Below are 26,697 nucleotides of genomic sequence, written 5' to 3'. Positions count from 1 at the left end.
CCCGCCCAGAACGCGATTCGGCCCCGCCGCCTCGACGAGGGAGCGGGGCCGAATACTGTGGGTCAGCGGCTCACTTGAGCTCGGCGCTGCTCTTGTTGAGCACGCGCCGGGCGATGATGAGGTTCTGGATCTGCTGGGTGCCCTCGAAGATGTCCAGGATCTTCGAGTCGCGCGCCCACTTCTCCACGAGCAGCCGCTCCGAGTAACCGAGCGTGCCGGTCAGTTCGACCACCTTGTTGGTGATGTCGGTGACGGTGCGGCCGGCCTTGGCCTTCGACATCGACGCCTCGGTGGAGTTGGGCTGCTTGTTGTCGGCCATCCAGGTTGCGCGCATCGTGTGCAGGTAGGCGGCCTCGAAGTCGGCCTCCATGCGAAGGAACTCGGCGGCAGCGGCATGCTGGTCGGCGGCGGGACGGTCGTAGTCGACCTCGATGCCGGCCTCGTCGAGCACGCGGCGCAGTTCCTCGAGCGCGGCCCGCGCGACTCCGACAGCCATTCCCGCGACGAGGGGACGGGTGTTGTCGAAGGTCTGCATGACCCCGCCGAATCCCTTCTTGGTGTCCACCTCCGGGGAGCCGAGCAGGTTCTCCTTGGGGATCCGGCAGTTCTCGAAGCGGATGACCGCGGTGTCGGAGACGCGGATGCCCAGCTTGTGTTCCAGGCGAACGACTTCGACGCCCGGATGCTCGCGCGGGACCACGAAGCTCTTGATGGCGGCGCGGCCGAGGCTCTTGTCGACGGTCGCCCACACGACGATGTGGGTGGCACGCGAGCCGGCGGTTACGAAGATCTTCTCGCCGTTGATGACGTACTCGTCGCCGTCGAGGGTCGCGGTGGTGCTCACGGCAGCGGAGTCGGAGCCGAAGCTCGGTTCGGTGATGGCCATCGCGGCCCACACCTTGCCGAACCGTTCGAGCTGCTGGTCGGTGGCCACCGCGGCGATGGCCGAGTTCCCCAACCCCTGGTAGGGGATGCTCAGCATGAGACCGAGGTCGCCCCAGCATGTTTCGATCACATTGAGGGCCGACTGCATGTTGCCGCCGTTGACCACCGCACCCTCTTCGCGCGGCTTGGCCTTCTTCTGCTGGCTACGTCCGCCGTCGGCGCCCGCGCCGGCCTGGCCGGTCTCGGCGAGTCCGTCGTACAGGCTGGCCAGGGTGTCGAGCTCGACCGGGTAATCATGCTCGCGCAGATCGTATTTGCGCGAAATGGGCCGGAAGATCTCCGCCGCCGCCTGGTGTGCCTGGTCGATGGTGACGTGCAGCTTCTTCGGGAGTTCGAGATTGATGCTCATGTCAGTTTCCTTCGGTCACAGGCGGTCTAGAGGACGACGATGCCTTCGCCGATGCCGGCGCCGCGGAGGTCGCGGTACCAGCGCTCGACCGGGTGCTCCTTGGTGAAGCCGTGGCCGCCGAGGAGCTGGACGCCGTCGAGGCCGATCTGCAGGCCCTTGTCGATGGTGAGTTTGCGGGCGAGGGCGGCTTCGCGGGCGAAGCTCAGGCCCTGCTCGGCGCGTGCGGCGCCGCGCAGCGTCACGAGGCGGATCGAGTCGACCTCGGTGGCGATGTTGGCGACCATGAACGCGACCGCCTGGCGGTTGGAGATCGGCTCGCCGAAGGCCTCACGCTCGTTGACGTAGGGGATCACGTACTCGAGGACGGCGCGTGCGGTGCCGGCGGCCAGCGCCGACCAGCCCAGGCGGGACAGGCGAACGACGTCGCGGTACGCCGACGTCGCGGCGTCGGCCTCGCCGCCGATGATGGCGGTCGCCGGTACGGCGACGTCCTGCAGCAGCAGACGACCCATGCCCGCGGCGCGCACACCCATGCCCGGGTCGGCCTCGACGATCAGGCCCTTGCTGTCGGATTCGACGATGAAGAGGGCCGGCTTGCCGTCGAGCTGGGCGCCGACGATGAACAGTTCCGACGAGCCGGCGGCCGGGACGAAGGACTTGACACCGTTGAGGCGGAACCCGCTCGGCACGCGAGTTGCCTTGGTGCTCAACGAGAAGGCATCGAACAGCGGCTTCGGCTCGGCGATCACGACAGCGGACTGCGGCACGTTCTCGCCCGCGAAGTCGGGCAGGTAGGTGCGCTGCTGGGTGTCGGTGCCGAAGTTGGTGAGGGTGGTGGCCACGCCGCTCGGTGCGAGCAGCGGCAGCGCGAGGCCCATGTCGCCGTAGGCCATCGCCTCGGCGACGAGCGCGTTGGTCACGACCCCGCGCTCGGAGGCGGCGCCCTCGAACTCCTCGGGGACGTTGATCATGGTGATGCCGAGCTCGGCGGACCGCTTGACCAGGTCTTCGGGGGCCGCTGCGGCGGCGTCGGCGTCGTGTGCGGCCGGACGCAGGAGCTCGGTGGCGAACTCCTTCACCGTCTCGGCGATCATCTGCTGTTCGTCGTCGGGGGTGAGGTTGAAGTAGTCCTTGGGCGTGCTGGTGAGACGCTTGGCCTGGCCGGAGCCGCCGCCCTGAGCGGCCTTGAACGCGCGGTTCGCCGCCCCGAGGGTCTGGAAACCGGTCTTGGTGCCCTGGTAGGCGATGCGGTTGATGGGTTCGCGGATCTTGTACTTCTCGGCGAACTCGGAACCCGTCACCGTGGTCAGGACGCGCATCGCGGTGCCGATGAAGTTGCGCGGGTGCGGGTTGCGGCCGACTGCGGAGGTGTCGCGTGGTTCGGTGTGGGTTGTCATGATCACCAGCCGTTTCTTTCCAGTCGCCCCGGTGGGGGTCTGTGCGTGGATCCACGTGTGGGTGGAGGGTCGATGCGACCTATCTTACTCGGTAGTAAGTCCGTACCTTACTTCGGAGTAAGAAGTTTGTCACGCACTTGCCCGACACCGCCTTTCCGCACACCCGCTACGCTGGCCGCATGACCCTCGATCACCGCCGCGAACAGGGCTTATCAGGCAGCGAGGTGGTGGGCGCGACGACCGTCGCGGTGGTCGGTGCCGCCGCGCTCGGCGCCGCGTGTGTGTTCAGTCCGAGTGGTGTGGAGAGCGGACCGCCGCTGTGTCCGTTCGCGTTGATGACCGGACTTCCGTGTCCCGGCTGCGGACTCACCCGGAGCTGGGTTGCCTTCATGCACGGCGACGTCGGGTCCGCGTTCACCTTCAATGCCTTCGGTCCGGTGGTGCTGGTGCTGACCGCGGTGACCGTCGTCGCGGCGACGGTCACCCTGGTGCGCCGTCGCGGGGCGCCGCTCGCCGGCTGGCGCGACTGCGTGCTCGGACCCGTCGGCGCCGTCCTGCTGGGGGTGTGGCTGACCTACGGTTTCGTGCGAATCCTCGACGCCGCGTTCGGGTGGGGGTTCTTCCCGGTCGTCGTGTGAACGGGCACAGTGGAGTCATGCAGATCACCCACTTCGGCCATTCCTGTCTGCTCGTCGAGATCGACGGGACCAAGGTGCTCTTCGATCCGGGGAATTTCTCGCACGGGTTCGACGGCATCGACGATCTCGACGCGATCCTGATCACCCACCAGCACCCTGACCACTGCGACGTCGCGAAGCTGCCCGAGCTCGTCGCCGCGAACCCCGACGCGATCCTCTACGCCGATCCCCAGACGACCAAGCAGCTCAACGACGACGACGTGGCCGGCGCGTGGACGGCCGCCCGCAGCGGCGACCAGATCGAGATCGGTTCGCTCACCGCGCGTTTCACCGGCGGCCGGCATGCCGTCATCCATCCCGAGATCCCGGTCATCGACAACGTCGCCTATGTCCTCGGGACCGCCGACCAGCCGGGCCAATTCATGCATCCGGGGGACTCGTTCTACATTCCGTTCGAGCATGTCGATGTTCTCGCGCTGCCGTCGGCCGCGCCGTGGATGAAACTCAGCGAATCGGTCGACTACCTCCGGGCGATGGCGCCGCGCGTCGCCGTCCCCATCCATCAGGCGGTCCTGTCCGACGCCGGCAGCGGCATCCACTACGGGCGACTCGCGGACATGAAGGACGACGCGACCGAGTTCACGGTGCTGGAGAAGGAGAGCGCCACGCAGGTGTGAGGGGCCGGGAGGTGGCTTCGACTCGGTTCGTCGCTGCGCTCCTCACCGGCTCAACCAGCGAGGGGGGCCTGCGAGCGGGCTCCCTCCGGTCCCTGAGGAGCGAGCTTGCGAGCGTCACGAAGGGTCGACGCGCAGCGCTCCCAGCACCTCGTCGTGCAGCAGTCCGTTGCTGGCGATCGCACTGCCGCCGGCGGGTCCGGGCGTGCCGTCGAGGGCGGTGAAGCGTCCGCCTGCCTCGCGTACCAGGATGTCGAGCGGCGCCAGGTCCCACAGCGAGACCTCGGGTTCGGCGGTCACGTCGACCGCACCCTCGGCGACGAGGCAGTAGTTGAAGAAGTCGCCGTAGCCGCGCACGCGCCACACCCGGTCGGTGAGGTCGATGAACTCTCCCCGGATGCCGCGATCGGCCCAGCCGGACAGGCTCGAGAACGCGAGGCTCGCCGACCCGAGGTCGGCCACTCCGGACACCGACAGGCGTCGGACATCCTCGTCGTCGAAACGCACGTGCGCACCGAGACCTGTTGCCGCCCACCAGCGTCGGCGAAGTGCCGGTGCCGAGACAACCCCGACCGTGGGCACGCCGTCGATGAGGAGTGCGATCAGCGTGGCCCATACCGGGACGCCGCGGACGAAGTTCTTGGTCCCGTCGATGGGATCGACGACCCACTGCCGCCCGGAGAGCACGGCGTCGCCGCCGAACTCCTCACCGAGCACGGTGTCGGCGGGGCGACGGGCCGAAAGGCGTTCGCGGATCAGGGTTTCGCACGCCAGATCGGCATCGGACACCGGTGTGAGATCCGGCTTGTCGTCCACCTTCAGGTCCACGGCGCCGAAGCGGTCCATGGTGAGCGCGTCGGCGGAGTCGGCGAGGGAGAGCGCGAGCTCGAGGTCATCGCTGAACGTCGTCGGACCGGGAGGGACAGACATGCCCGGTAGGGTAGCTGTCATGTTGCTGACCGTGACGTTCACCCTGTTGATCGCGGCTCTCGTGGTGGTGCTGGTGGTGCAGTGGCAGCGCGGCCGCAACCCGCAGCCGGTGTCGGCGGCCAAGGCCTCTCAGTTCGTGCAGGGCACGTTCACGGTCGTCGGGGTCTCCGACCGCGACGACGAGCCGACCAAGAGCGCGGCCGACAAGGACGGAAACCGGTTCTGCACCATCTCCGGGACGATCGTCGGTCCCGAGACCAGTCCGACCGAGGTGTACGGGACGCTCGTGCTGGGCGCGGGCGACCCCTGGCCCCAGGTCGGCGACGATCTGCCGGTCCTCTACAAACCGCAGAAGGCCGCGACGTCGTGGCGGTTCGGGGTGATGCCCGAAGCCGGTCCCGGCCCAGTCTGATCCTCCCGGGCGCTCGCGTGCCCGTCTGTCGGTACTCTGGATCACCGTGCATCCCGACGTGACCGCAGACCTCGAATCCCTCGACGCCACCTTGACCACCGTGGAGAAGGTGCTCGACCTCGAGGAGCTCCGTCGTCGCATCGACGAGCTGGAGATGCAGGCCTCGGATCCCGACCTGTGGAACGACCAGGACCACGCCCAGAAGGTGACCAGCGAGCTCTCGCACGCGCAGTCCGAGTTCCGGAAGGTCTCGGAGTTGCGGCAGCGCCTCGAGGATCTACCCGTGCTCTACGAGCTCGCCGAGGCCGAAGAGGGTGACGACAAGACGGCTGCGCTGGCCGACGCCGATGCCGAACGTGAGAGCCTGCGGACCGACATCGAGGCGATGGAGGTCAAGACAATGCTCGCCGGCGAGTACGACTCGCGCGACGCGGTCGTCAACATCCGCTCCGGTGCGGGCGGCGTCGACGCGGCGGACTGGGCGCAGATGCTGATGCGCATGTACATCCGCTGGGCCGAGCAGAAGGGCTACGGCGTCGAGGTCTACGACACCTCCTACGCCGAAGAAGCGGGCCTCAAGAGCGCGACGTTCGCGGTGAAGGCCCCGTACATGTACGGCACGCTGTCGGTCGAGCAGGGCACCCATCGGCTCGTGCGTATCAGCCCGTTCGACAACCAGAGCCGCCGTCAGACATCGTTCGCCGAGGTCGAGGTGCTGCCCGTGGTGGAGACCACCGACCACATCGACGTCGACGAGAACGACATCAAGGTGGACGTGTACCGCTCGTCGGGCCCCGGCGGGCAGTCGGTCAACACGACCGACTCCGCGGTCCGGCTGACCCACATCCCCACCGGCATCGTCGTGACCTGTCAGAACGAGAAGAGCCAGCTGCAGAACAAGGCGTCGGCCATGCGCGTGCTGCAGGCCAAGCTGCTCGACCGCAAGCGCCAGGAGGAGCGCGCCGAACTCGACGCACTCAAGGGTGACGGCGGTTCGAGCTGGGGCAACCAGATGCGCTCCTACGTGCTGCACCCGTATCAGATGGTGAAGGACCTGCGGACCGGCGTCGAGGACAACAATCCGACGTCGGTGCTCGACGGGGAGCTGGACAAGTTCATCGAGGCCGGGATCCGCTGGCGGATGGCGACCGCCGAAGCGTGATGCGCGATCCCGGAGTCCTGCTGCTCGCCGCGCCGCCGAGCCCGACCGAGGTCCTGATCGGTCGGGTCTATGTGTGGATGGCCACCAACGGCTTGGAGATCCTCATCTGGATCCTGGGCGCGGTGCTGCTCGCCCGATTGATCCGGTGGGGCGCCGACAAGTACGCCTCCCGGGTGGACTCGCGGTTCTCCACCAGCGACCTCATCGTCCAGACCGAGGACGCCAAACACCGTCGCGCGCTGGTCGACGTGGTGGCGTGGACGCTGATCGTGGTGATCGGGATCATCGTCATCGTGCACACCCTGTCGGTGTTCGGGATTCCGCTGAGCGGATTGACCGGTCCGACCGCGGTGATCGGTGCCGCCCTCGGCTTCGGTGCGCAGCGCATCGTGCAGGACATCCTCGCCGGGTTCTTCGTGGTCGCCGAGAAGCAGTACGGCTACGGCGACGTCGTCAACCTGACTGTCACGGGCAACGCGCCGGCCGAGGGAACGGTTGAGGACGTGACCCTGCGGGTGACCAAACTGCGCACCGCCGAGGGTGAGGTCATCACCGTCCCCAACGGCCAGATCGTCAAGGCCACCAACCTGTCCAAGGACTGGGCGCGCGCGGTCGTCGACGTCCCGGTCCCGTCCGAAGCCGACATCGGGCTCGTCAACGACACGCTCGACCGGGTGGGCCGGGAGTTCTACGCCCTGCCCCGGTGGCACGACCTACTTCTCGACGCACCGTCGTCCCTCGGTGTCATCAGCCTCGAGCTCGACGCCATCACGGTGCGCATGGTCACTCGTACGCTTCCGGGCAAGCAGTTCGAGGTCGGGCGCGCGCTGCGTGTCCACATCATCCGAGCGCTGGCGCGTGAAGGTATCAATGTGCCCGCCCGCGAGGTCCGGTCCGCGGGTGGGCCGCCGGCGACACACGCCGATCAGGGCAATCGGGACGGGGGAGACTGATGGCTGAGACACCGAATTCCCCGCGCCGGAACGAGCCGGCTGGGGACAGGCCTGACGAGAGCCTGCCCCACGACGAGCAGCCCGGCGAGGGTGGGCCTGGTAGAGACATCCCCGCCGACGACGCCCCGACACAGATCATCCCGACGCAGGGCATCCCCCCCCGAGGCCCCACCGCCGCAGCAGTCGCCGGACGAGTCCGACGGCAAGCGAGGGCACGACTGGCAGCACATCGCCCGCACCCGGATGCGGACCAGCACCGCGATCTTGGTTACGGTCTTCCTCGCCTGTTGCGTGCTGTACGGATACACCTCGCAGCGCTACGGTGTGGTGTACTCACCGGCACGGCCCGCGCCGACGACATCGCAGACGGTCGAACCGACGTACGAGCCGCCACCGTCGACGTCGTCATCCACGACCACCACCTCGACGGAACCGTCGACGACCGACTCGACCAGTGGCGTCGAGGGTACGGACGGCTCGTCGACGGACGGGGCCCCGGCGCCCGCGCCCGGTACGAGCCGCGAGACCATCCCGGGTCTGCCCAACATCCCGCTCCCGAATTTCGGCGGACAGACGCCGACCACCACGGTTCCGACACGCTGAACCGGCGGGGAATTCGCTGGTCAGGCGGGTGGCTGAGCTGGGGCGTCGTGCCTGAACGCACTCTCAGGAGTCGTCGTTACACTGGCACATCGTGATCAAGCTGGAGAACGTCACGATGCAGTACAAGGCGTCCAGTCGACCCGCTCTGCGAGATCTGAGCTTCGAGGTCGACAAGGGGGAGTTCGCGTTCCTGATCGGTCCGTCGGGATCAGGTAAGTCGACGTTCTTCCGTCTGCTCCTCAAGGAGGACCGCCCGACGAGCGGCGAGGTGTACCTCGGGGAGTTCCACGTCAACCGACTGAAGGCGCGCAGCGTGCCGAAGCTGCGGCAGTCGATCGGGTGTGTGTTCCAGGACTTCCGTCTGCTCCAGAAGAAGACGGTGGCCGAGAACGTCGCGTTCGCGCTCGAGGTGATCGGTCGGCCTCGCTCCACCATCCAGCGGGTGGTGCCGGAGGTGCTCGAGTACGTCGGCCTGGAAGGCAAGCACGATCGCATGCCGAACGAGTTGTCGGGCGGCGAGATGCAGCGCGTGGCCATCGCCCGCGCCATCGTGAACCGTCCGCTGGTGCTCCTGGCCGACGAGCCCACCGGCAACCTCGATCCCGAGACCAGCGAGGAGATCGTCGACGTCCTCGACCGGGTCAACCGCCGCGGCACCACGGTGGTGATGGCCACCCACGACCGCCACATCGTCGACGCGATGCGACGACGGGTTCTCGAGTTCGACAGCGGCCAACTCGTCCGCAACGACCCGCAGGGCGTGTACGGAATCGGCTGACGCGCAGCCCGACCCGACACACTTCCCCGAGACCCAAGGACTGTCTGAGCAGACATGCGAGCGAATTTCATCATCAGCGAGGTTCTCCATGGACTCCGCCGCAACGCGACCATGACCATCGCGATGATCATCACCACCGCGATCACGCTGGGAATGTTCGGCGGTGGGCTCCTGGTGATCCAGATGGCGGACAAGAGTCAGCAGATCTTCCTCGACCGGGTGGAGATGGAGTTCTATCTCAATCCCGAGGTGACCGAACGCGATCCGCAGTGCGAGTCCGACCCATGCGCCCAACTTCGCCGCGGGCTCGAGAACGAACCCGGCGTCACCTCGGTGACCTACCTCGACAAGGACGAGGCCTTCAAACGCGCGAAGGAGATCTTCGCGAACAACCCCGATCTCGCCGAGAACATCGTCGAGGGCACGCTACCGGCCTCGCTGCGCGTGCGGGTGTCCGATCCCGGCCAGTTCGACGCGGTGCTCACCAAGTACGCGACGCGGAAAGACCTGGGGGTGGACGCCTTCAAGGACGACCGCAAGCTCGTGCAGCGGATCTTCAGCGTCCTCGACGGCGTCCGCAACGCGACCTTCGCCATCGCCTCGGTCCTGGCGATCGCCGCCATCCTGTTGATCATCAACACGGTTCAGGTCGCGGCGTTCACCAGACGGACCGAGGTGTCGATCATGCGCCTCGTCGGCGCGACCCGCTGGTACACACAGTTGCCGTTCCTACTCGAGGCGGTGGTGTCGGCCTTTGTCGGCTCGATGCTGGCCATCGGCGGTCTGCTGTTGGCCAAGAAGTTCTTCTTCGACAATGCGTTACGCGAGCTGTACGGGGTCAGCTTCTTCGCCCGGATCGAGCTGACCGACGTACTGTTCGTCGCACCGTGGCTGGTGCTCGGCGGAATTGTGTTGGCGGGTGCGACCGCGTATGTCACGCTTCGTGTCTATGTCCGGGAATGATCGGTCCGTCCGGGCGGTTCGGATTGTCGGCGATCAGCAACCGGTCGGTCACCAACAGGGCGATCGACCACACTACGAGGAGGTGAGTGTATGCCGCAGGAAAAAGGACGCAATGTGATCGCGTCCAACCGCAAGGCGCGGCACAACTACGCCATCCTCGACGTCTACGAGGCCGGCGTCGTCCTGGTCGGCACCGAGGTGAAAAGCCTGCGGGCGGGCAAGGCCTCGCTGGTCGACGCGTTCGCGACGATCGACGACGGCGAGGTGTGGCTTCATGCCCTGCACATCGCCGAGTACGGCAACGGCTCCTGGACCAACCACTCGGTCCGCCGCAAGCGCAAACTGCTGATGCACCGACGCGAGATCGACAACCTCGTCGGCAAGATCCGCGACGGCAACCTCACGCTGGTGCCGCTGTCGATGTATTTCAACGACGGCAAGGTGAAGGTCGAGCTCGCGCTGGCCCGTGGCAAGCAGGCGCACGACAAGCGCCAGGACATCGCCAAGCGGACCGCTCAACGCGAGGTCGAACGTGAGGTCGGCCGCCGCGTGAAGGGCATGGGCTGACTCAGGCGCCGGTGTCGGCCTGGCCCGGTTGCTCTGTCGGCGTTCCCGGCGGTGTGTTCGGTCCGTTCTGGTCGTCGGATTCGGAGCCGCTCTCACCCTCCTGGTTCTGTCGGCCCGGCAGGCCGCCCATCCCGGGGCCACGCATCTGCGGTTCACCCATCTGTGGTCCACCCATCTGGGGACCGCCGCCCATTCCGGGCCCGTTGCCGCCCTGCTGCCAGACGGCGGCCGGCGACGGCCGCTCGGGCGTCGTGTTGTCCCCGGTGATGTAGCCGGCGCCGAAGCCGAGTGCGCCCGCGACGATGGCCAGCCCGGCTGCACCGGCGATCAGGGCCGACCGGGCCGGTGCGGTCTTCGGGGCCACCGGGCTCGGTTCGCCGACCGGGCCGCGTGAATCGGGTGAGTTGCCCGCGCCGATGGACTCGTGGGAGTTCGCTCCCGGGGTCGGCGCCGGGCCCATGGGAGTGGTCGCGGCGTCGTCGGATGTCGTGGGCGCCGGCGGGGCCGGGGAGGTGCGGTCGGGGTCGTGTCCGCCAGGGGTCGGGGAGGTCACGTGGTCTCGCTCTCGTCGGTCGGCCGAGTCCGTCCTCGGCTCACGAGGTCTCCACAATCCCGGCGGTGTCTTGGTCGACGCTGTCGGTCAGCTGTGAAAGCGCTGGTGATCGCGGCGAGCGGTAGGCGACCGGTAATGGGAATGAACTCTGAGTGACGAGTTGTTAGACTGAAGTGCCCGCTGACTCCGGTCGGCGGGTCCTACTCGGGGCTGATCGGTTTCGACTTCGTGCGTCGAGATAGGGGAAGCGTGTCGGTGCAGGCTGGAGACCACCGTGAGCGTCGCAGCAACCAATTAAGCGCCGATTCCAATCAGCGCGACTACGCCCTCGCTGCCTGAGTAGCGCCGGCTAGTCTGTCGGCCCGGGTTATGCTCCCAGACCCGGTTGCCGGCATCATCCATGGGAGCTCACCGTCCTCGCCGGTCGCGGGTGAGGTCGGAACATCAAACAGCGACTGGGATCGTCATCTCGGCTTGTTCGCGTGACCGAGAGATCCGAGTAGAGACATAGCGGACTGCACACGGAGAAGCCCTAACAACACGACGGAGGACCCGGGTTCAATTCCCGGCAGCTCCACGAGAAGGCGCCCCACCGGATTCGGTGGGGCGCCTTTCGTTTCGCGCCGGCCGGTTCGCTAACCGGTACTCAGCGCATCGAGCGTCGCGCTCTCGCGATGCTTGCGTCGTTTGGTGACGACGCCGTGGGTCGGGCTGAACAGGTAGACACCGAAGAACGCGATGCCCTGGACGAGGACGACCATCCCGCCGGGGGAGGTGTCCTGGTAGTAGGAGACGTAGAGGCCGATGACCCCGCAGATCGCCGAGATCGCGGGCGCGATGACGAGCATCCGGCCGAAGCGATCGGTGAGCAGTCGGGCCGTCGCGCCGGGGATGATGAGCATCGCGACCACGAGCACGATGCCGACCACCTGCAGCGCGGTCACCGCGGTGAGGGCGAGCAGCGCGAGAAGGGCCGCGCCGAGGAGTTTCGGGCTGAGTCCGATCGCGAAGGCGTGCGTGCGGTCGAAGGCGTAGAGGGTGAAGTCGCGTCTCTTGAGCAGCAGCAAGGTCGCCACGATCGCACCCAGGATCGCGATCTGCACGAGATCCGACGTCGAGACGCCCAGGAGGTTGCCGAAGATGATGTGGTTCAGGTCGGTCTGGCTCGGCGTCACCGAGATCAGCACCAGGCCGAAGGCGAAGAGGGTGGTGAAGACGATGCCGATGGCGGCGTCCTCCTTGACCCGGCCGCCGTCGCGGACAGCGCCGATCAGTGCCACCGCCAGGAAGCCGAAGATCACCGCGCCGATGGCGAACGGCACGCCGACGATGTAGGCGAGGACCACGCCCGGCAGCACCGCGTGCGAGACCGCGTCACCCATCAGCGACCAGCCGATCAGCACGAGCCAGCACGACAACAGCGCACACACGACCGAGGCGATCAGCGTCGCCCACAGGGCACGCGTCATGAACGCGTAGGCGAACGGGTCGAGAAGGATGTCGACGATGTTCACGAGACCTCCTCGTGGCGATCGGTGGCGAGGCGCCCGGACTCGAGGCGTTCGGACTCGAGGCGTTCGAACGTCGGTCGGGCGAGCGGATCGAGCCCGAACGCGCGGACGAGGTTGTCGGTGGTGATCACCTCGGCCGGCGCGCCCTGCGCGATCACGCGGCGCATCAGCAGGATCGCCTCGTCGGCCAGCTCGGGCAGGACCTGCAGATCGTGCGTGGACACCAGGATCGTCGTCCCGGCATCGGCGAGTTCGCGTAGCAGTGCGGTGATGGTCCCCTCGGTGCGTTTGTCGACGCCGGCGAACGGTTCGTCGAGCAGCAGGATCTCGGCTTCCTGTGCGATGCCGCGGGCCACGAAGGCCCGCTTGCGCTGCCCGCCGGACAACTGGCCGATCTGGCGGTCGGCGAAGTCGGTGAGCTCGACGCGTGCGAGGGCTTCGTCGACGGCGTCGTGGTCGGCCCGCTTGGGGCGGCGCGTGAATCCGAGATGGCCGTAGCGACCCGTCATCACGACGTCACGGACCGAGACCGGGAAGCTCCAGTCGATGTCCTCGGACTGCGGCACGTAACCGAGCGCGCCGGCCCGACGCGCCGCGGCGGGGGTCCGGCCGCCGAGCCGGACCGTGCCGGTCGTCGGGGTCACCGACCCCACGATCGTCTTGAACAGCGTCGACTTGCCCGATCCGTTCATCCCGACGAGGCCGCACACCTGGCCGGACGGTACTCGTACCGACGCGTGGTCGAGCGCGAGGATGTCGCCGTACCGTACGGTCACGTCCGTCACCTCGATGGCGGAACCGCTTGTCGCTGAGACGTTCACGTGTTGCTCCCGGTCAGGCCCGACACGATGGTCGCGACGTCGTGGCGGATGAGGTCGAGATAGGTGGGTACGGGGCCGTCGGCCTCGGAGAGCGAGTCGACGTACAGGGTGCCGCCGAACCGGGCGTCGGTCGCGTTCACGACTTGTCGCATCGGGGCGTCGGAGACCGTGGACTCGCAGAACACGCCGGGGACACGGTTCGCCCGGACGAAGTCGATCGTCTCGGCGACCTGTTGCGGCGTCGCCTGCTGTTCGGCGTTGACCGGCCAGATGTAGCGCTCGACGAGTCCGGCGTCGCGGGCGAGATACGAGAACGCGCCCTCGCAGGTGACGAGGGCCCGCTCGTTGGCGGGTAGTCCGGCGAGTGCGGAGGTGAGATCGGTCTGTACCTGCTGGAGCTGCCGCTTGTACGCGGTCGCGTTCGATTCGAAGGTGGCGGCGCCGTCGGGGTCGAGCTCGGTGAACGCGCGCACCATGTTGTCGACATAGATCTGCACATTCACCGGACTCATCCACGCATGCGGATTCGGCTTGCCCGCATAGGCATCCGACGCAATGTCGATCGGTTCGACACCCTCGCTGACGACGACGTGCCGGACGTCGAGGCCGTCGACGAACTGTGCGAACCAGGCTTCGAGGTTGAGACCGTTGTCGAGGACGAGCGACGCGGTCGCGGCCCGGCGGATGTCGCCGGGAGTCGGCTCGTAGCCGTGGATCTCGGCTCCCGGCTTGGTGATCGACTCCACCTGCAGACGGTCGCCGGCGACCTCCGAGGCGATGTCGGCGAGCACGGTGAACGTGGTGAGCACGACCTTCTCGTCGGGCAGCCGACTCGACAGCGTGCATCCTGCGAGGATCGTGCACACGGCAGCAAGCAGTGCCCCGACGGTGACGAACCGGCGACGCACGAGCTTGGGCATGCCGACACTATAGTTTCGGTTCGCCGAACTTTCTAGTTCGGGGGCTACGTGCCCGGGAGCAGCGTCATCGGCGTATCGCGAGGAGATGGAACTCGGCGAAGCGGTGGGTGTCGTCGGCACGCTTCACCGTGCGCCACTCCTCGTCGAAACCAGCGTCGGCCAGGGCCGCCGCCATCCGATCCGGGTGCCAACGCCAGGCGGGCGCCACCCGATGATCGAATTCGACGATCTCGTCGGTGTCGATCGTCTGCCCGGCGACCAGCACGCCGCCGCCGGTGGGCATCCGACCGGCCCAGCCGTCGAGAATGCCGGGAACGGACGCGGGTGGCACATGGATCAGGCTGAAGCGCGCCACGATTGCGGCGACGTCGATGTCGTCGAGCTCCGTCGAGGTCAAATGCGCGTCGTCGAGAACGAAGCGTAGGTCGGCATGCGACGATCTCGCGATCCGCAGCATCTCGGCGCTCGGATCGACGCCGATCACATCGAGACCGGCGGAAGCCAATTCCGCCGTCACACCGCCCGGTCCGCAACCCACGTCCAGCACGGTCCCGGGGATCCCGCTCCCGCGAACGTGGTCGACGAAGGACTCGATCACACGGCGCTGCAGCGCGTTCGAGAACGGCGAGGGGAATGTCTCGGCGTACAGGTCGGCGAGGGCGTCGTAACCGGGCTGATACCCGGCAGAGTCGTCGCCGGCACTCATGCGATCCGGACTCCGCGCGGCAGCTTGCCCGCAGGGATCCGCAGACGACGTGCCGCGGCACCGTATCCGAGTCCGCCGAGCGCCAGATAGATCCCCAGGCCGACGTACCACGAGTGGCCCATCTCGGACGTCTCATGTGCTGCTTCACGGGCGCGATGGCCGGTGGGGTCGCTCCCGTCGCTGTAACCGTAGGAGATGTCGGCACATGTCCGCGGGCCGATGTACGGACCCGCCCGGACTGCCGACAGAGTCCGTGCGATCTCCTGGGCTGCCGTGCTGTCGGAGGTCCTCATCGGGTTCTGCGGCGGCGAGGAGACGGCGTCGGCCACGATGAAGAACGGGTTCGGGGCGAGGAGCCACCAGATGCGTTCGTGGTGGTGGAATTCCTCTCCTCGGGTGACCTCGCGACACGTCCAGGTGGGCGTCGGGCTCGATGGATCGGTCACCGTCGTGTCGGTGCGGACCACCGAATGCGTCTGCGCGACTGTCGGATACAGCAGGCCGAACACCACCGGCAGGCCGAGCAGGAGGAAGAAGACGGCGGCTTGCGTCAGCACCGCGGACCCTGCCGGTCGCGCCGTCACCGCGGAGAACCCGAGTCCGATCCCCGCGTAGCAAGCGAAGACGAGCGCGAGGACGACCGCGCCGACCACCCCGCGCCAGATCGGCTGGGGCGCTTCGACCAAGCCCCAGATCACATACGGTGCGGCGACGGCGACCAAGGCCATCCCCGCCACCCAACTGCCGATGAGCTTGCCGAGTGCGAGTTGCCAATTGCTGATCGCGGTGTCCTGCACCACGGCCAGGGTCGCGTCCTTGCGGTCACCGTTGATCGTGGTCGCCGCCAGGGTTGGGGCCACGATGATCCCGAGTAGCACCAGGAATCCGATCAGGAGCCCGTACAGATTCGACGCCCACCCGGCGTAGGTGCCGCCGAATGCCCCGACGGCCAGGTACATCGATCCGAAGACGGCGAGGGAGGTCACGACGAAGGCGACGACGAGCGTGGCCTTCCATCTCGTCGTCCGTAGCCGTTGGCGGAGTTCGAGTTCGACGATGACCCCGACCATCCGCCACCACGACGAGAATCGGGCCCGCGGCGAGACATCTGCTTCGTGCGTCTCGGTGGTCATCGGCGCTCCGGGTCGAGTGCGAGGTAGGCATCTTCGATGCCGGAGGACACAGGAGCGAATTCGCTGACCGCCGCACCGGACGACACCACCTGCGCGAGGTGCCGCGCGGCAGCGGACTCGTCGTCGAAGCGAACTTCCCGCGCCTGCCCGGGCGGCTGCCCGACGAGCCGGATCCGCCACACCCCGCCGGCCGCACCGTGCGGTGTGCGGGTTCGGCCCCCGGTCATCAGCACGACGTCGTCGACCATCTCCTCCAGCTCGGAGAGGATGTGCGAGGACACCAGGATGGCGCACCCGTCGTCGGCGAGGCGGCGCAAGTGGCCGCGCAGCTCCATCCGTGACCGCGGGTCCATTCCGGATGCCGGCTCGTCGAGCAGCAGAATCCGGGGCCGGTGCACCAGGGCTCGGGCGAAGCCGAGGCGCTGTTTCTGGCCGCGCGACAGCTCGTGCGCCGGCCGTGTCGCGAAATCGGTGAGATGGACCGACTCGAGCAGTTCGGCGGCGCGTTGCCGCGCCTGGGTGGTGGGCATTCCGTACAGCTTGGCGAAGGTCGTCAGGATCTCGTGCGTCGTGAGGCTTTCCCAGGTGCCGAAGATGTCCGGCATCCACCCCGTCAGTCGACGCATGTCCGCCGGCTTCGCCGGCGCGTCGTCGACCACGATCGCACCGGTGTCGGGGGCGAGCAGGCCGGCGAGAAGCAGGAGCAGGGTGGTCTTGCCCGCCCCGTTGGGCCCCACGAGCCCGGTGATCCTGCCGGATCCGAGTTCGAGGCTCGCATCGGCGACGGCCGTGTGCCGGCCGAAGGTGCGCGAGAGCCCGGTCGCGACCAGTGACATGGCTCGACCGTAGCCGAGTGTCAGATGACCCCGGCCGTCCGCAACGCCGCGATCTCGTCTTCGGGCAGCCCGAGCAATCCGCCGTAGACGGCCTCGTTGTCGCAACCGGGGGCGGGGGGACCGGCGTTGCGGATGCCACCGGGGGTGTCGCTGAACTGTGGCACGACGCCGGGACCGAGGACGGTGCGGTGCGCACGCTCGTCGTAGTGTTCGGCGATCATCCCCCGTGCCTGTAGATGCGGGTCGGCGACCACCTCGGCGACGGAGTTCACCGGTCCGACAACGACTCCCGCGGCACCGAGTACTTCGGTCAGCTTCTCCGGTGTGTACTGCCGCGACCATTCGCCGATCAAATCGTCGAGCTCGTCCTGGTTGCGTCCGCGCGCGGCGTGATCGACGAAGCGGTCGTCGGTCGCGAGCTCGGGTTGTCCCATCGCCGCGCACAGCCGGGCGAACACCGAATCCTGGTTGGCGGCGATGATGACGTGAGTGCCCGCGCTGGTCGGGTAGAGGTTCGACGGTGCGATGCCGTCGAGCCGGGTGCCCGACGGGCCGCGGACGACGCCACCTGCGTCGTAGTCCGCGATGGCCGATTCCTGCACGGCGACACACGATTCGATGAGGGAGGTGTCGACGACCTGCCCCTCGCCGGTCACCGAACGCCGGTACAGTGCCGCGAGGGCGCCCTGCGCGGCGAACATACCGGCCAGGGTGTCGCCGAGTGACAGCGCCAGCCGGGGCGGGAGCTGTCCGGGGTAGCCGTTGAGATACCGCAGACCGCTGGCGGCCTCGGCGACGGAGGCGTACCCGGCTCGTGTCGAATCCGGGCCGGTCTGGCCGTAGCCCGAGACCCGCACCACGACGATGCCCGGGTTGCGAGCGGACAGTACATCCGGGCCGATGCCGAGCCGCTCGAGCGTCCCGGGACGGAAATTCTCGACGATGATGTCGGCCCGTTCGACGAGATCGAGGAACAGCTCGCGCCCTCGGTCCGCCCGCAGATCGAGGGTCACCGCCTTCTTGTTGCGGCCGTGCACCGTCCAATAGAAGCGGTGACCGTCGACCTCCGCCTGTCCCCAGGTGCGGATCGGATCGGGCTTGCCGGGCGGTTCGATCTTGATGACGTCCGCGCCCATGTCACCCAACAGCCGTGCCGCGTGTGGTCCGGCGATGAGCGTGCCCAGTTCGAGGACGGTGACGCCGTCGAGCGGGCCGGCGGGACGGTCGCTCATCGGTCTCGGCGAGGTGTCGGTCATCCAGACAGTGTGGCCGGTCACCCGGCGTGCGCCAAGGGTCGGCCCGGGTGGCCGGCCGATCGCGGTGCGGTCTCGCCTGCTGGCTCGACACACTCGGAACGTTTGAAACAAATCAACCCCGATGTGTCAATGAGTACGAGCCGACGCTAGGGTGTGTGTCGTCGAACACACCGAAGGGGCGGGCAGAACATGGTTGATCAGGCGCCGGGCACGGGACTGCTGCCGGACATCCGGTTGGCGGACATGGTGTCGGGAGTCGCGTCGTTGCGTCGTGACGCTGGCACGATCCTGCGGACCCTACCGGCGATGCTGCCCACACCGCCGACCACGAAGATGTCCATCGGCAAGCGGTTCCAGCAGAGTGCGCAGAAGTACCCCGACCGGGACTTCCTCCGGTTCGAGGGTGCGTCGATCACCTACCGCGAGGCCAATGCTCGGGCCAACCGGCTCGCGGATCTCCTCACTCGCGAGGGTGTCGGGCGCGATGACGTGGTCGCGGTGCTCTCGCGTAATCACCCCGATGTCGTCATCGCGATGTTCGCGATCGTCAAGATCGGGGCGATCTGCGGAATGCTCAACTTCAATCAGCGCGGCGCGGTGCTGGAACACAGTCTCGGACTCATCGAGCCGAAAGTGGTTCTCTATCAGTCCGATCTGCTGGAGGCGCTGGAATCGGTGCCGACCGGATGCCGACCGGAGAAGGAGTTCACCTTCGCCGAACTCGCCACACTGACCGCGCGCTGCTCACCGCTCGACCGGCCGGTCACCGACTCGATCGAGGTCGGGTCGACCGCGATCTACATCTTTACCTCGGGCACAACGGGTTACCCGAAGGCCAGCAAGATGAGTCATTACCGCTGGCTGGTGGCGATGAACGGCATCGGCGGGTTGGGAATCCGTCTGCGCGGCGACGACGTCATGTACACGGCGTTGCCCTTCTACCACAACAACGCTCTCACGATCTCGGTCTCGTCGGTCCTCGCATCGGGCGCCTGCCTGGCCATCGGCAAGCAGTTCTCGGCGTCGAAGTTCATCGACGAGATCATCGAGAACAACGCCACCGCGTTCGCCTGCATCGGTGAGCTGTGCCGCTATCTCCTCGCGCAGCCGCCGAAGCCGACCGATCGCGCGCACCGCCTCCGGCTCGCCGTCGGCAACGGTCTGCGCCCGGACATCTGGGATGCCTTCACCGAGCGGTTCGGTATCGACCGCGTCGTCGAGTTGTATGCGGCGAGCGAGGCGAACATCGGTTTCATCAACGTCTTCGGCTTGTCCAAGACGGCCGGGTTCTCGCCGTTGCCGTACACGATCGTCGAATACGACGACGAGACCGGCGAGCCACTGCGCGGTCCCGACGGGCGGGTGCGGCCGGTCGGGAAGGGTGGTACCGGATTGCTTCTCGCGCAGATCAATTCACGGGTACCGTTCGACGGTTACACCGACCCGGCCGCGACCGAACGAAAGATCGTCCGCGACGCGAAGCGCAAGGGCGACAAGTGGTTCAACAGCGGCGACGTCGTCCGCGATCAGGGCTTCTCGCACATCGGCTTCGTCGACCGCATCGGTGACACCTTCCGCTGGAAGGGCGAGAACGTGGCCACCACCGAGGTCGAGGCGGTGCTCGACGCGCACCCCGCCGTCGAGGAGGCGGTCGTGTTCGGTGTGCCCGTTCCGGGGGTCGACGGCAAGGCCGGCATGGCGGCGGTGAGCCTGCGCGACGGCGAGACCTTCGACGCCGACGGTCTCGCCCGACACGTTCGCGACGGTCTGCCCGCGTACGCCGTGCCGCTGTTCGTCCGGATCGTCGAGGCGCTGGAACACACCTCGACGTTCAAGAACATGCGCACCGAACTCCGCAAGCAGGCCTACGGGCAGACCGGCGACGATCCGCTCTACGTGCTCGTCGGGGAGAAATACGTCGAGTTCTATCCGGAGTTCGTCGAGGAGTTGGCCGGCCGGCCGACGCGCTGAGGTCAGGCACCGCGCAGCGCGGACAGGCGCTCGCCGACGAAGTCGAGCGCGCTGCGCTGCCAGAGCCCGATGTGATCGAGCATGGCGTGACCGCCGCCGGGGACCGGGATGAACTCGGCGTCGATTCCGAGTGCCGAGAGCTCGTCGATGCCCTTGCGGGTCCGTTTCGCGAGCGTGCGCGTGTCGGCGTCGCCGTGCACCGCGACGACCCGCGCGCCGGGCTGGATGTGTCGCCAGTCGGCGAACTGCCACCACGGCGCCAGGCCGAGGACGCCGATGACCCGGCGGTCGGCGGCGAGATGGGCGGCCACGCGTCCGCCCATCGAGTGTCCGATCGCGACCACCGGCACGCCCGGGTGCCGTCGGCAGATCTCGTCGAGTGCCGCACGGGCGGGGAGCAGAGGCGAGTTGTCGTCGCCGTTCCAGCCGTACACGCGGTAGCCGACCTGGTGGACGCGCACCGACCGGCCGAATCGCAGTCGCAGCGACCAGGTGAACGGGTACATGCGCAGGGCGGACGGCTGCCAGGGACTGAACGGTTTGTGGCTGTTGTCCGTGCCGCCCGGCAGGACGAGCACGAGCAGGCTGGGGGATCGGCGTCCGGGGGACAGCAGTCCCGACAATCCGGCGATCAGCATGTGTGCAGGCCCCTTCGATGCGACGTCGACGATCGTCCCACCGTAGCGATTCGGTATCCGGGTCCGGACGGATCGGTTCGTCGACCGGGCGAACGGCGTGTGGAGTGGCACAATCGCGGTCATGGCACATCCTCGCGCTGGTACCTTGGCCCTGCCCGAAGACCTCGTCGACGTGGACGCCCTGGCGCGTGCCTATTACGACAACACACCCGACCCGTCGGACCCGTTGCAGCAGGTCGTGTTCGGGACGTCGGGGCATCGCGGATCGAGCTTCGACAACGCGTTCAACGAGGCCCACATCCTCGCGACGACGCAGGCGATCGTCGACTACCGCCGCTCCGCCGGGATCTCTGGTCCGCTGTTCATCGGGTTCGACACCCACGCTCTCTCGGTCCCCGCCTGGCGCACCGCACTCGAGGTGCTCGCGGCCAACGAGATCACCGTCTACACCGCCGAGAGCGACTCGTTCACACCCACGCCGGCGGTCAGCCGCGCCATCCTCATGTTCAACCAGGACAACCCGGGGGTGCTGTCCGACGGCATCGTCGTGACGCCGTCACACAATCCGCCGCGGGACGGCGGATTCAAGTACAACCCGCCGACCGGCGGTCCCGCAGACACCTCGATCACCTCGGTCGTCGCGGCGCGGGCGAACGAACTGCTCGAGCAGAAGCTCGACGGTGTCGCGCGCATCCCGTTCGAGCGTGCGCGCGGCAGCGAGTTCGTGCACGACTACTCGTTCCTCCTCAACTACATCGACGGACTCGGCGATGTGGTCGACATGCGGGCGATCCGCGATGCCGGCATCCACATCGGCGCCGACCCGCTCGGCGGCGCGTCCGTCGGCTATTGGGCGCTGCTGGGCCTCCGATACAACCTCGAACATCTGACGGTCGTTAATCCGACGGTGGACCCGACGTTCTCGTTCATGACGCTCGACACCGACGGCAAGATCCGGATGGACTGTTCGTCGGCCAACGCGATGGCCTCGCTCATCTCCTCCCGTGATTCCTACGACATCGCGACCGGCAACGACGCCGACTCGGACCGGCACGGCATCGTCACGCCCGACGCCGGTCTGATGAACCCCAACCACTACCTGGCCGTCGCGATCGACTACCTCTTCACGCACCGGCCGCAGTGGTCGGAGTCGGCGGCCGTCGGCAAGACGCTCGTGTCGTCGTCGCTGATCGACCGGGTGGTCGCCGGGATCGGACGACCGCTGCTCGAGGTTCCCGTCGGCTTCAAGTGGTTCGTCGACGGCCTGCTGAACGGTCGCGTCGCCTTCGGTGGTGAGGAGAGCGCCGGGGCGTCGTTCCTGACCTTCGACGGCAGCCCGTGGTCGACCGACAAGGACGGCATCATCATGGCGCTGCTGGCGTCGGAGATCCTCGCGGTGACGGGCAAGTCGCCGTCGCAGCGCTACGCCGAACTCGCCGAGGAGTACGGGACGACGGCGTACGCGCGGATCGACGCGCCGGCCAGCCGGGAGCAGAAGGCGGTGCTGTCGAAGCTGTCGCCGGAGCAGGTGACGGCGACGGAACTGGCGGGCGAACCCATCTCGGCGATCATGACGACCGCACCGGGCAACGGCGCCCCGATCGGCGGCCTGAAGGTCACGACGGAGAACGCCTGGTTCGCGGCTCGTCCCTCGGGGACCGAAGACGTCTACAAGATCTACGCCGAATCCTTCAAGGGCGCAGACCATCTCGCGCAGGTGCAGAGCGAGGCGCAGCACGTCGTCGACGCGGCGCTGGGGGCGTGAGCGAGTAGCGGGACGGCGGTGGTGGTCACCGCCCCGGTCCGGCCGGACGTTCCCTCAGACAATTTTCAGCGCGGCGCCGTTATTGTCGGAATGTGAGCAAGAAGCGCAAGCCGGGAGCATCGGTGCCCCGCACCACCAACTCGAAGTATCAGCCGAGCGCGCCGTCGAACACGATGACCTACGTGCTCGGCGGCATCGCGGTCCTGGTGATCGCGGGCCTCGTGATCGGCGGGATCTGGTGGAGCGGACGCGATCAGGGTGACACCGATCAAGCCGCGCTGGCGTCGAGTTCGACGATGATCGTCGGTCCCGAGACCGCTCCGCTCATCGACGTCTTCGAAGACCCGATGTGTCCGGTGTGCAAGGTGTTCGAGCAGCAGTCCGGACCGGCCATCACCAAGGCCGTCACCGAGGGCAAACTCCGCGTGCGCTACCACACGCTGCACTTCTTGAACTCGCGGTCGGCGACCGGTGACTACAGCTCGCGGGCTGCCGGTGCGCTGACCTGCGTGGCCGACGAGCAGAACACCGATCTGTTCCTGCGATTCCACAGCGCGCTGTTCGCCGCCCAGCCGCCCGAGGACGGCACCGGCAACATCACCAGCCCCGAGCTCGCGCGTCTCGCCACCGAGCAGGGCGCGACGCCGGCCACCGCCACGTGCATCACCGACAATGCGAAGGTCGCCCAGGCCGAGGAGAACGCGCAGAAGTCGACCGACGAACTGTCGAAGGCGACCGGCGGCCAGGTCGGCACCCCGACCGTGCTGCACGACGGCGAACCCGTCAACGGCGTCCTCGAGGGCACCGGTTGGCTCGACAGCATCCTGGGTGGTGGCAACTCCTGAGTCGCGTGACGCCGACTCGACACCGATCGGGTCGGCGTCCTGGCGATTTGGCTGGTATCGCCGAGATGGTGTAACTTCGCCAGTGCCCTTGAACAGGGCGGAACAACAAAATACGGGGCTATGGCGCAGCTGGTAGCGCACCACACTGGCAGTGTGGGGGTCAGGGGTTCGAGTCCCCTTAGCTCCACCGAACGAAGCCCGTTCCGACTGATGTCGGAACGGGCTTCGTCGTTGGTGGGATAGAGCCTGTCGAACCGAGTTGCGTAGTGACAGCTAGGCGCTCTACGGAGGCGGCGACGTGTTCTAGCTACCGGATTCGAAGTAGGGTGCGATATCCCTGACGAAATCGGTTGTGCCAGAGGCTGCGAGAGCATCGAGGAACTGTTCGGTGGTCACCGGTGGGCGACGACGCTTGTCGGCGGTTTGGGCTACAGAGGCCACCGCACGCGCCGGATTGCGGTGGAGTAGGTCCAACAGGAACTGGTCGGAGCTGCGTATGTGCAGCCCCAGCGGCTCCACAACTGCTTTGGGAAAATGCTGGATGTTGTCGGTGACGATCGCGGCCGCGTGGCCTCTCACGGCGGCTGCGACAACGTGTCGGTCGTCGGGATCGGGCATTCCTGAGATTGCCGTTTCAAGTGGTTCCCAGCCTTCGACGCACGCGTCCTCGAAGGCATCGTTCATTGCATCGACCCGCAAGCGTGCGGTCGTCTCTGAGACTCGTCCTTTTGTCGCCCGATTGATACCGCGCACCGTCTCGTCCATGATGCGGTTGCTCCACAGAGGGTAGAACGCCCGGTGCTCGGCGAAGGTGAGCAGCAGATCGGCCTTGTGGATCGGCACCAGGACACACGCGTCGAGCATCACGCGAAACCCCGCCACTACCGCTTGCGCTCCTCGGCAATCTCGCGGCGAGATGTGCGCATGGCTTCCCGGTAGTCCTCGGCGGGCACGTCGTACAGACCGCTGTCTTCGGCGTCATCGACGAGAGCTTGCAGTGCCCCGCGCCGCTCGATTGCGCGCTGTGACTGATACTCGAGTAGATCGCCCAACTTCACGCGCCGGTGTCGGCTGCCTTCTACGGTCTCGAAGGGGATTCTGCCGCTCTCCAGCAGTTTGATGAGAGTAGGGCGGCTGATGCCGAGGTAGTCGGCCGACTCCTGCGTCGAGAGTTTCTGGTCGACCGGAGCGACAACGACCGCGCGGTGCGCGCGCATCGCATCCACGATCTGTGTCAGCGTCCGATAGACCTCGAGTGGGAGAGGAACTTCTTCACCGTCGGGCCCGACGAGCGCGGCGGGCTCGTGGTGGTGATCGAGGAACCGCGACAAATCCATGAGGGCGTCGAGGTCGGGGGCGTCGGTCGGGGGGAAGAATGTTCCTGTTCTGCGCGGTGCGGTAGTCGGGCTCATCTGACAAGTTTGCCGACTAATCGAAATATCCGCAATCCCTTGGTGGCTGTATTGGCAGCTTGGGGTCAGCGGTTCGAGTCCCCCTGGCTCCACCGAACGAAGCCCGTTCCGACCGATGTCGGAACGGCCTTCGTCGTCGAACGGGTCCGGTCAGTCGTGCCCGATGCCCACGGGCATGGGGAGGATCTCGACGCGGGCGAGGCCCGAGGTGACGGCCGGGTCGGCGGCGCTGATGGCCCGGACATCGTCCTCGGAGTCGGCGCGCACCACGCCCAGGCCCCAGTTGCCGGCCGGGTCGAGGACGGGACCGAAGATCACGGCGGTGCCGTCGGCGAGCAGCCCCGACCAGTACGCGCCGTGGCGGCCCATGATGGCGGCCTCGTCGTCGGACATGTCGCCGGGACCGAAGGTGGGACGCGGCGGGACGAGTTTGTACACGAAGTGGGTCATGTTCTGACGCTCTCTCTTCAGGGGTGGGTCGATTCGATGACGTCGACGCAGGCCGCCAGGGCGGCGGCCCAGCCGCCGGAATACGCGCCGGAGCTGTAACCGCCTGGCGCGGCGCAGTCTTCGCGAAGCTGTTCCTCGCTCAGATGCTCCCAGCCGCGGTGTTCCACGGACACCCGCGTCAGAGCCGGACCGAGCGAGGTGAACGACAGCTCGACCTCGGTCGGCTCGGGAGTGTTCAGCCACGACATGACGAACCGACTCGGGGGTTCCCACACCGCCAATCGACCCCATTCGGCGGTCGTGCCGTCGTCCCAGGTCTCATAGACCCGGCCGCCGGTGAACTCGTCGATGGTCACCGTCCGTGCCCGGTCCCCGCCGATCGACATCGGCTGCAGCGGCCACCAGACCCCGATGGTCCGGACAATGGTGGTGAAGACGTGGTCGAGATCGCTACGGACGGTGGTGGATTGACGTATCGGCGGCCGTCGGAGCGGGAGAACGGCACCGCCATCGCGACTTCCGGCGTCGGCGACCTCGCGTTCACCCGGCACGGTTCACCTCGTCGGCGTCGGTCAGTCCGCGTTCGGCCTCGACCAGTTGCCGCGCGACGTCGAGAGATGACGCCCACATGTCGTCGAGCAGGTCGCGTAGTCGGTCGATGCCCTCGGGTCGGGCGCGGTAGATGCGTCGGGTCCCCTCGCGGCGTTCGGCCAGCAACCCGGCGTCTTTCAACACCGTGATGTGCTGAGAGATCGCGGTGCGGCTGACGTCGAACCGGGCGGCGATGTCGCCCGCGGACAGCTCCTCGCCGGAGACGAGTTCGAGGATGGCGCGGCGGCGGGGCTCCGCCATCGCGCGCAGGGCCTCGTCGACGCCTGGGGACTTGTCGGTCACGCCCAGAGTCCGATCGAGTTGCCGTCGGGGTCGGCGAACATCGCGAATCTGCCGTACCCATCCGGGAGGTCCGTGGGCGGCACGAGTGCCTTGCCACCGAGCGTATCGGCCCGGTCGAGGGACGCCTGCAGATCGTCGACGCGCATGTAGACACTCACCCCGCTGGTCCCGCCGGGTTCGGACACGGCGCCGATGCCGCCGGAGACGGCGCCGTCACCTGCGCCGGTGTCGACAAGCGAGTATTCCGGGCCGGAACTGTCGTCGATGGTCCAGCCGAACAGATCGCGATAGAACGCGGTGAGACGGGTGGGGTCATGCGAGGTGATCTCGAAGAATGCGACTGGTGCTCCCATGAGGACTCCTTGTGCCGGTATGTGTCGGTAATGGCTAACGTTAGCGATTGCTGACGGAACACGCAAGGGTGTGGAGAGCCATGACCGGTCTCGGCCTGTGCCCTAGAGTCCAGCCATGGGTGTCGCACTGTCGTCGGAGGTCGTTTCGAAGTCCGGGGGTCGCGGACCGAGGTCACCGATGTACGCGAGGAACATGAGTGGCCGCCGGCGGCGACCACGTGGACCGAACTGCTACTCGCCGACGGTGATCGTCTGACCCGGG

Annotated in this window: 30 protein-coding genes, 1 tRNA gene and 1 other RNA gene; 13 read left to right on the top strand and 19 right to left on the bottom strand. The window is 67.4% G+C overall.

All coding sequences use genetic code 11. The features are described 5' to 3' along the window. Positions 1 to 70: 70 nt before the first annotated feature. Both QAD21_RS17315 and QAD21_RS17310 read right to left on the bottom strand, forming a co-directional pair. The gene (locus tag QAD21_RS17315) at positions 71 to 1,294 is read right to left on the bottom strand and encodes an acyl-CoA dehydrogenase family protein (protein WP_137810748.1); all 1,224 of its coding nucleotides are present in this window, start codon (positions 1,292 to 1,294) and stop codon (positions 71 to 73) included. 26 nt (positions 1,295 to 1,320) lie between these two features. After that, the gene (locus QAD21_RS17310; protein WP_137810749.1) at positions 1,321 to 2,691 is read right to left on the bottom strand and encodes an acyl-CoA dehydrogenase family protein; all 1,371 of its coding nucleotides are present in this window, start codon (positions 2,689 to 2,691) and stop codon (positions 1,321 to 1,323) included. Positions 2,692 to 2,870: 179 nt separating this feature from the next. On the opposite strand from QAD21_RS17310, the gene QAD21_RS17305 reads away from it, so the two are divergent. Next, complete coding sequence (locus tag QAD21_RS17305; RefSeq protein ID WP_137810750.1) at positions 2,871 to 3,329, top strand: DUF2752 domain-containing protein; 459 nt, start codon at positions 2,871 to 2,873, stop codon at positions 3,327 to 3,329. A gap of 17 nt (positions 3,330 to 3,346) precedes the next feature. Beyond that, a complete protein-coding gene (locus QAD21_RS17300; RefSeq protein WP_137810751.1) occupies positions 3,347 to 4,006 on the top strand; it encodes an MBL fold metallo-hydrolase in 660 nt (219 codons plus the stop codon). Between the two features lie 114 nt (positions 4,007 to 4,120). Here QAD21_RS17300 and hisN read toward each other — a convergent pair whose 3' ends face one another. Next, entirely contained in the window at positions 4,121 to 4,933 is an 813-nt protein-coding gene (hisN, locus tag QAD21_RS17295; protein ID WP_137810752.1) for a histidinol-phosphatase, read from the bottom strand. Positions 4,934 to 4,952: 19 nt separating this feature from the next. Here hisN and QAD21_RS17290 point away from each other — a divergent pair, with 19 nt between their 5' ends. From QAD21_RS17290 to QAD21_RS17280, 3 genes are read left to right on the top strand one after another with little or no spacing between them, the layout of a single operon-like run. Next, positions 4,953 to 5,345, top strand: a complete 393-nt coding sequence (locus tag QAD21_RS17290) for a hypothetical protein (RefSeq protein ID WP_137810753.1) — start codon at positions 4,953 to 4,955, stop codon at positions 5,343 to 5,345. 46 nt (positions 5,346 to 5,391) lie between these two features. Continuing rightward, on the top strand, positions 5,392 to 6,507 hold the full coding sequence (gene prfB / locus QAD21_RS17285) for a peptide chain release factor 2 (RefSeq protein WP_137810754.1): 1,116 nt from the start codon (positions 5,392 to 5,394) through the stop codon (positions 6,505 to 6,507). Further along, positions 6,507 to 7,460, top strand: a complete 954-nt coding sequence (locus QAD21_RS17280; RefSeq protein WP_068971895.1) for a mechanosensitive ion channel family protein — start codon at positions 6,507 to 6,509, stop codon at positions 7,458 to 7,460. Before prfB ends, QAD21_RS17280 begins: the two co-directional genes overlap by 1 nt. Positions 7,461 to 7,777: 317 nt before the next feature. Here the strand turns inward: QAD21_RS17280 and QAD21_RS17275 are convergent, their stop codons facing one another. Next, positions 7,778 to 8,008 carry a hypothetical protein gene (locus tag QAD21_RS17275; protein WP_280359886.1) on the bottom strand — a complete coding sequence of 77 codons (231 nt, stop codon included), beginning with the start codon at positions 8,006 to 8,008 and terminating at the stop codon, positions 7,778 to 7,780. Between the two features lie 146 nt (positions 8,009 to 8,154). Between QAD21_RS17275 and ftsE the strand changes: the two genes are divergently transcribed. The 3 genes from ftsE to smpB all read left to right on the top strand — a co-directional run bounded on the left by ftsE (position 8,155) and on the right by smpB (position 10,371). Next, positions 8,155 to 8,841 carry a cell division ATP-binding protein FtsE gene (gene ftsE, locus QAD21_RS17270; protein ID WP_058253667.1) on the top strand — a complete coding sequence of 229 codons (687 nt, stop codon included), beginning with the start codon at positions 8,155 to 8,157 and terminating at the stop codon, positions 8,839 to 8,841. Between the two features lie 54 nt (positions 8,842 to 8,895). Then, a complete protein-coding gene (gene ftsX, locus QAD21_RS17265) occupies positions 8,896 to 9,804 on the top strand; it encodes a permease-like cell division protein FtsX (protein WP_058253666.1) in 909 nt (302 codons plus the stop codon). Positions 9,805 to 9,894: 90 nt separating this feature from the next. Then, positions 9,895 to 10,371 carry an SsrA-binding protein SmpB gene (smpB, locus tag QAD21_RS17260; RefSeq protein ID WP_068971869.1) on the top strand — a complete coding sequence of 159 codons (477 nt, stop codon included), beginning with the start codon at positions 9,895 to 9,897 and terminating at the stop codon, positions 10,369 to 10,371. 1 nt (position 10,372) lies between these two features. Here smpB and QAD21_RS17255 read toward each other — a convergent pair whose 3' ends face one another. Beyond that, on the bottom strand, positions 10,373 to 10,924 hold the full coding sequence (locus QAD21_RS17255; protein ID WP_137810755.1) for a hypothetical protein: 552 nt from the start codon (positions 10,922 to 10,924) through the stop codon (positions 10,373 to 10,375). A 206-nt stretch (positions 10,925 to 11,130) separates the two neighbouring features. Here QAD21_RS17255 and ssrA point away from each other — a divergent pair. After that, positions 11,131 to 11,504: a transfer-messenger RNA gene (gene ssrA, locus QAD21_RS17250) on the top strand. A gap of 55 nt (positions 11,505 to 11,559) precedes the next feature. On the opposite strand, the gene QAD21_RS17245 is transcribed toward ssrA, so the two are convergent. From QAD21_RS17245 to QAD21_RS17215, 7 genes are all read right to left on the bottom strand, one after another. Beyond that, the gene (locus QAD21_RS17245; protein WP_058253663.1) at positions 11,560 to 12,438 is read right to left on the bottom strand and encodes a metal ABC transporter permease; all 879 of its coding nucleotides are present in this window, start codon (positions 12,436 to 12,438) and stop codon (positions 11,560 to 11,562) included. Beyond that, on the bottom strand, positions 12,435 to 13,256 hold the full coding sequence (locus QAD21_RS17240) for a metal ABC transporter ATP-binding protein (protein ID WP_065631559.1): 822 nt from the start codon (positions 13,254 to 13,256) through the stop codon (positions 12,435 to 12,437). Before QAD21_RS17240 ends, QAD21_RS17245 begins: the two co-directional genes overlap by 4 nt. Further along, positions 13,253 to 14,176 (bottom strand): metal ABC transporter substrate-binding protein, encoded by a 924-nt coding sequence (locus QAD21_RS17235; RefSeq protein WP_065631558.1) that lies wholly within the window; start codon positions 14,174 to 14,176, stop codon positions 13,253 to 13,255. The genes QAD21_RS17240 and QAD21_RS17235 overlap by 4 nt, the downstream gene beginning before the upstream one ends. Positions 14,177 to 14,240: 64 nt before the next feature. Continuing rightward, positions 14,241 to 14,882 (bottom strand): class I SAM-dependent methyltransferase, encoded by a 642-nt coding sequence (locus QAD21_RS17230; protein WP_068971871.1) that lies wholly within the window; start codon positions 14,880 to 14,882, stop codon positions 14,241 to 14,243. After that, positions 14,879 to 16,015, bottom strand: a complete 1,137-nt coding sequence (locus QAD21_RS17225) for an ABC transporter permease (RefSeq protein WP_068971872.1) — start codon at positions 16,013 to 16,015, stop codon at positions 14,879 to 14,881. Before QAD21_RS17225 ends, QAD21_RS17230 begins: the two co-directional genes overlap by 4 nt. Next, complete coding sequence (locus tag QAD21_RS17220; protein ID WP_065631555.1) at positions 16,012 to 16,851, bottom strand: ABC transporter ATP-binding protein; 840 nt, start codon at positions 16,849 to 16,851, stop codon at positions 16,012 to 16,014. The genes QAD21_RS17225 and QAD21_RS17220 overlap by 4 nt, the downstream gene beginning before the upstream one ends. A gap of 20 nt (positions 16,852 to 16,871) precedes the next feature. After that, positions 16,872 to 18,107, bottom strand: a complete 1,236-nt coding sequence (locus QAD21_RS17215; RefSeq protein WP_068971896.1) for a CaiB/BaiF CoA-transferase family protein — start codon at positions 18,105 to 18,107, stop codon at positions 16,872 to 16,874. Positions 18,108 to 18,296: 189 nt separating this feature from the next. Between QAD21_RS17215 and QAD21_RS17210 the strand changes: the two genes are divergently transcribed. Then, a complete protein-coding gene (locus QAD21_RS17210; RefSeq protein ID WP_068971873.1) occupies positions 18,297 to 20,078 on the top strand; it encodes a long-chain-acyl-CoA synthetase in 1,782 nt (593 codons plus the stop codon). Positions 20,079 to 20,080: 2 nt separating this feature from the next. On the opposite strand, the gene QAD21_RS17205 is transcribed toward QAD21_RS17210, so the two are convergent. After that, positions 20,081 to 20,839, bottom strand: a complete 759-nt coding sequence (locus QAD21_RS17205; RefSeq protein ID WP_137810756.1) for an alpha/beta hydrolase — start codon at positions 20,837 to 20,839, stop codon at positions 20,081 to 20,083. Here QAD21_RS17205 and pgm point away from each other — a divergent pair. The 3 genes from pgm (at position 20,838) to QAD21_RS17190 (ending at position 23,513) form a co-directional block, all read left to right on the top strand. Further along, positions 20,838 to 22,481: a phosphoglucomutase (alpha-D-glucose-1,6-bisphosphate-dependent) gene (gene pgm, locus QAD21_RS17200; protein ID WP_068971897.1), complete on the top strand. Its 1,644-nt coding sequence runs from the start codon at positions 20,838 to 20,840 to the stop codon at positions 22,479 to 22,481. The genes QAD21_RS17205 and pgm overlap by 2 nt on opposite strands. A 92-nt stretch (positions 22,482 to 22,573) precedes the next feature. Continuing rightward, the gene (locus tag QAD21_RS17195) at positions 22,574 to 23,326 is read left to right on the top strand and encodes a DsbA family protein (protein ID WP_065631552.1); all 753 of its coding nucleotides are present in this window, start codon (positions 22,574 to 22,576) and stop codon (positions 23,324 to 23,326) included. Positions 23,327 to 23,440: 114 nt separating this feature from the next. Further along, positions 23,441 to 23,513, top strand: a tRNA-Ala gene (locus QAD21_RS17190). A 116-nt stretch (positions 23,514 to 23,629) separates the two neighbouring features. Here QAD21_RS17190 and QAD21_RS17185 read toward each other — a convergent pair. The 6 genes from QAD21_RS17185 to QAD21_RS17160 form a co-directional block, all read right to left on the bottom strand. Then, on the bottom strand, positions 23,630 to 24,208 hold the full coding sequence (locus QAD21_RS17185) for a PIN domain-containing protein (RefSeq protein WP_083207433.1): 579 nt from the start codon (positions 24,206 to 24,208) through the stop codon (positions 23,630 to 23,632). Beyond that, a complete protein-coding gene (locus QAD21_RS17180) occupies positions 24,208 to 24,738 on the bottom strand; it encodes an excisionase family DNA-binding protein (RefSeq protein WP_137810757.1) in 531 nt (176 codons plus the stop codon). The genes QAD21_RS17185 and QAD21_RS17180 overlap by 1 nt, the downstream gene beginning before the upstream one ends. A 150-nt stretch (positions 24,739 to 24,888) precedes the next feature. Continuing rightward, positions 24,889 to 25,188 (bottom strand): YciI family protein, encoded by a 300-nt coding sequence (locus QAD21_RS17175; protein WP_137810758.1) that lies wholly within the window; start codon positions 25,186 to 25,188, stop codon positions 24,889 to 24,891. 17 nt (positions 25,189 to 25,205) lie between these two features. Next, positions 25,206 to 25,739 (bottom strand): hypothetical protein, encoded by a 534-nt coding sequence (locus tag QAD21_RS17170; protein WP_137810759.1) that lies wholly within the window; start codon positions 25,737 to 25,739, stop codon positions 25,206 to 25,208. Then, entirely contained in the window at positions 25,729 to 26,082 is a 354-nt protein-coding gene (locus QAD21_RS17165; RefSeq protein ID WP_078113706.1) for a metalloregulator ArsR/SmtB family transcription factor, read from the bottom strand. Before QAD21_RS17165 ends, QAD21_RS17170 begins: the two co-directional genes overlap by 11 nt. After that, positions 26,079 to 26,435 carry a VOC family protein gene (locus QAD21_RS17160; protein WP_280359885.1) on the bottom strand — a complete coding sequence of 119 codons (357 nt, stop codon included), beginning with the start codon at positions 26,433 to 26,435 and terminating at the stop codon, positions 26,079 to 26,081. Before QAD21_RS17160 ends, QAD21_RS17165 begins: the two co-directional genes overlap by 4 nt. Positions 26,436 to 26,697 lie beyond the last annotated feature (262 nt).

Source organism: Gordonia sp. SMJS1 (genome assembly GCF_029866425.1).
In the GTDB taxonomy this organism is placed as follows: domain Bacteria; phylum Actinomycetota; class Actinomycetes; order Mycobacteriales; family Mycobacteriaceae; genus Gordonia; species Gordonia hongkongensis.
The sequence above is the reverse complement of the archived record's forward strand: the minus strand, read 5'-3'. Positions and strand labels throughout refer to the sequence as shown.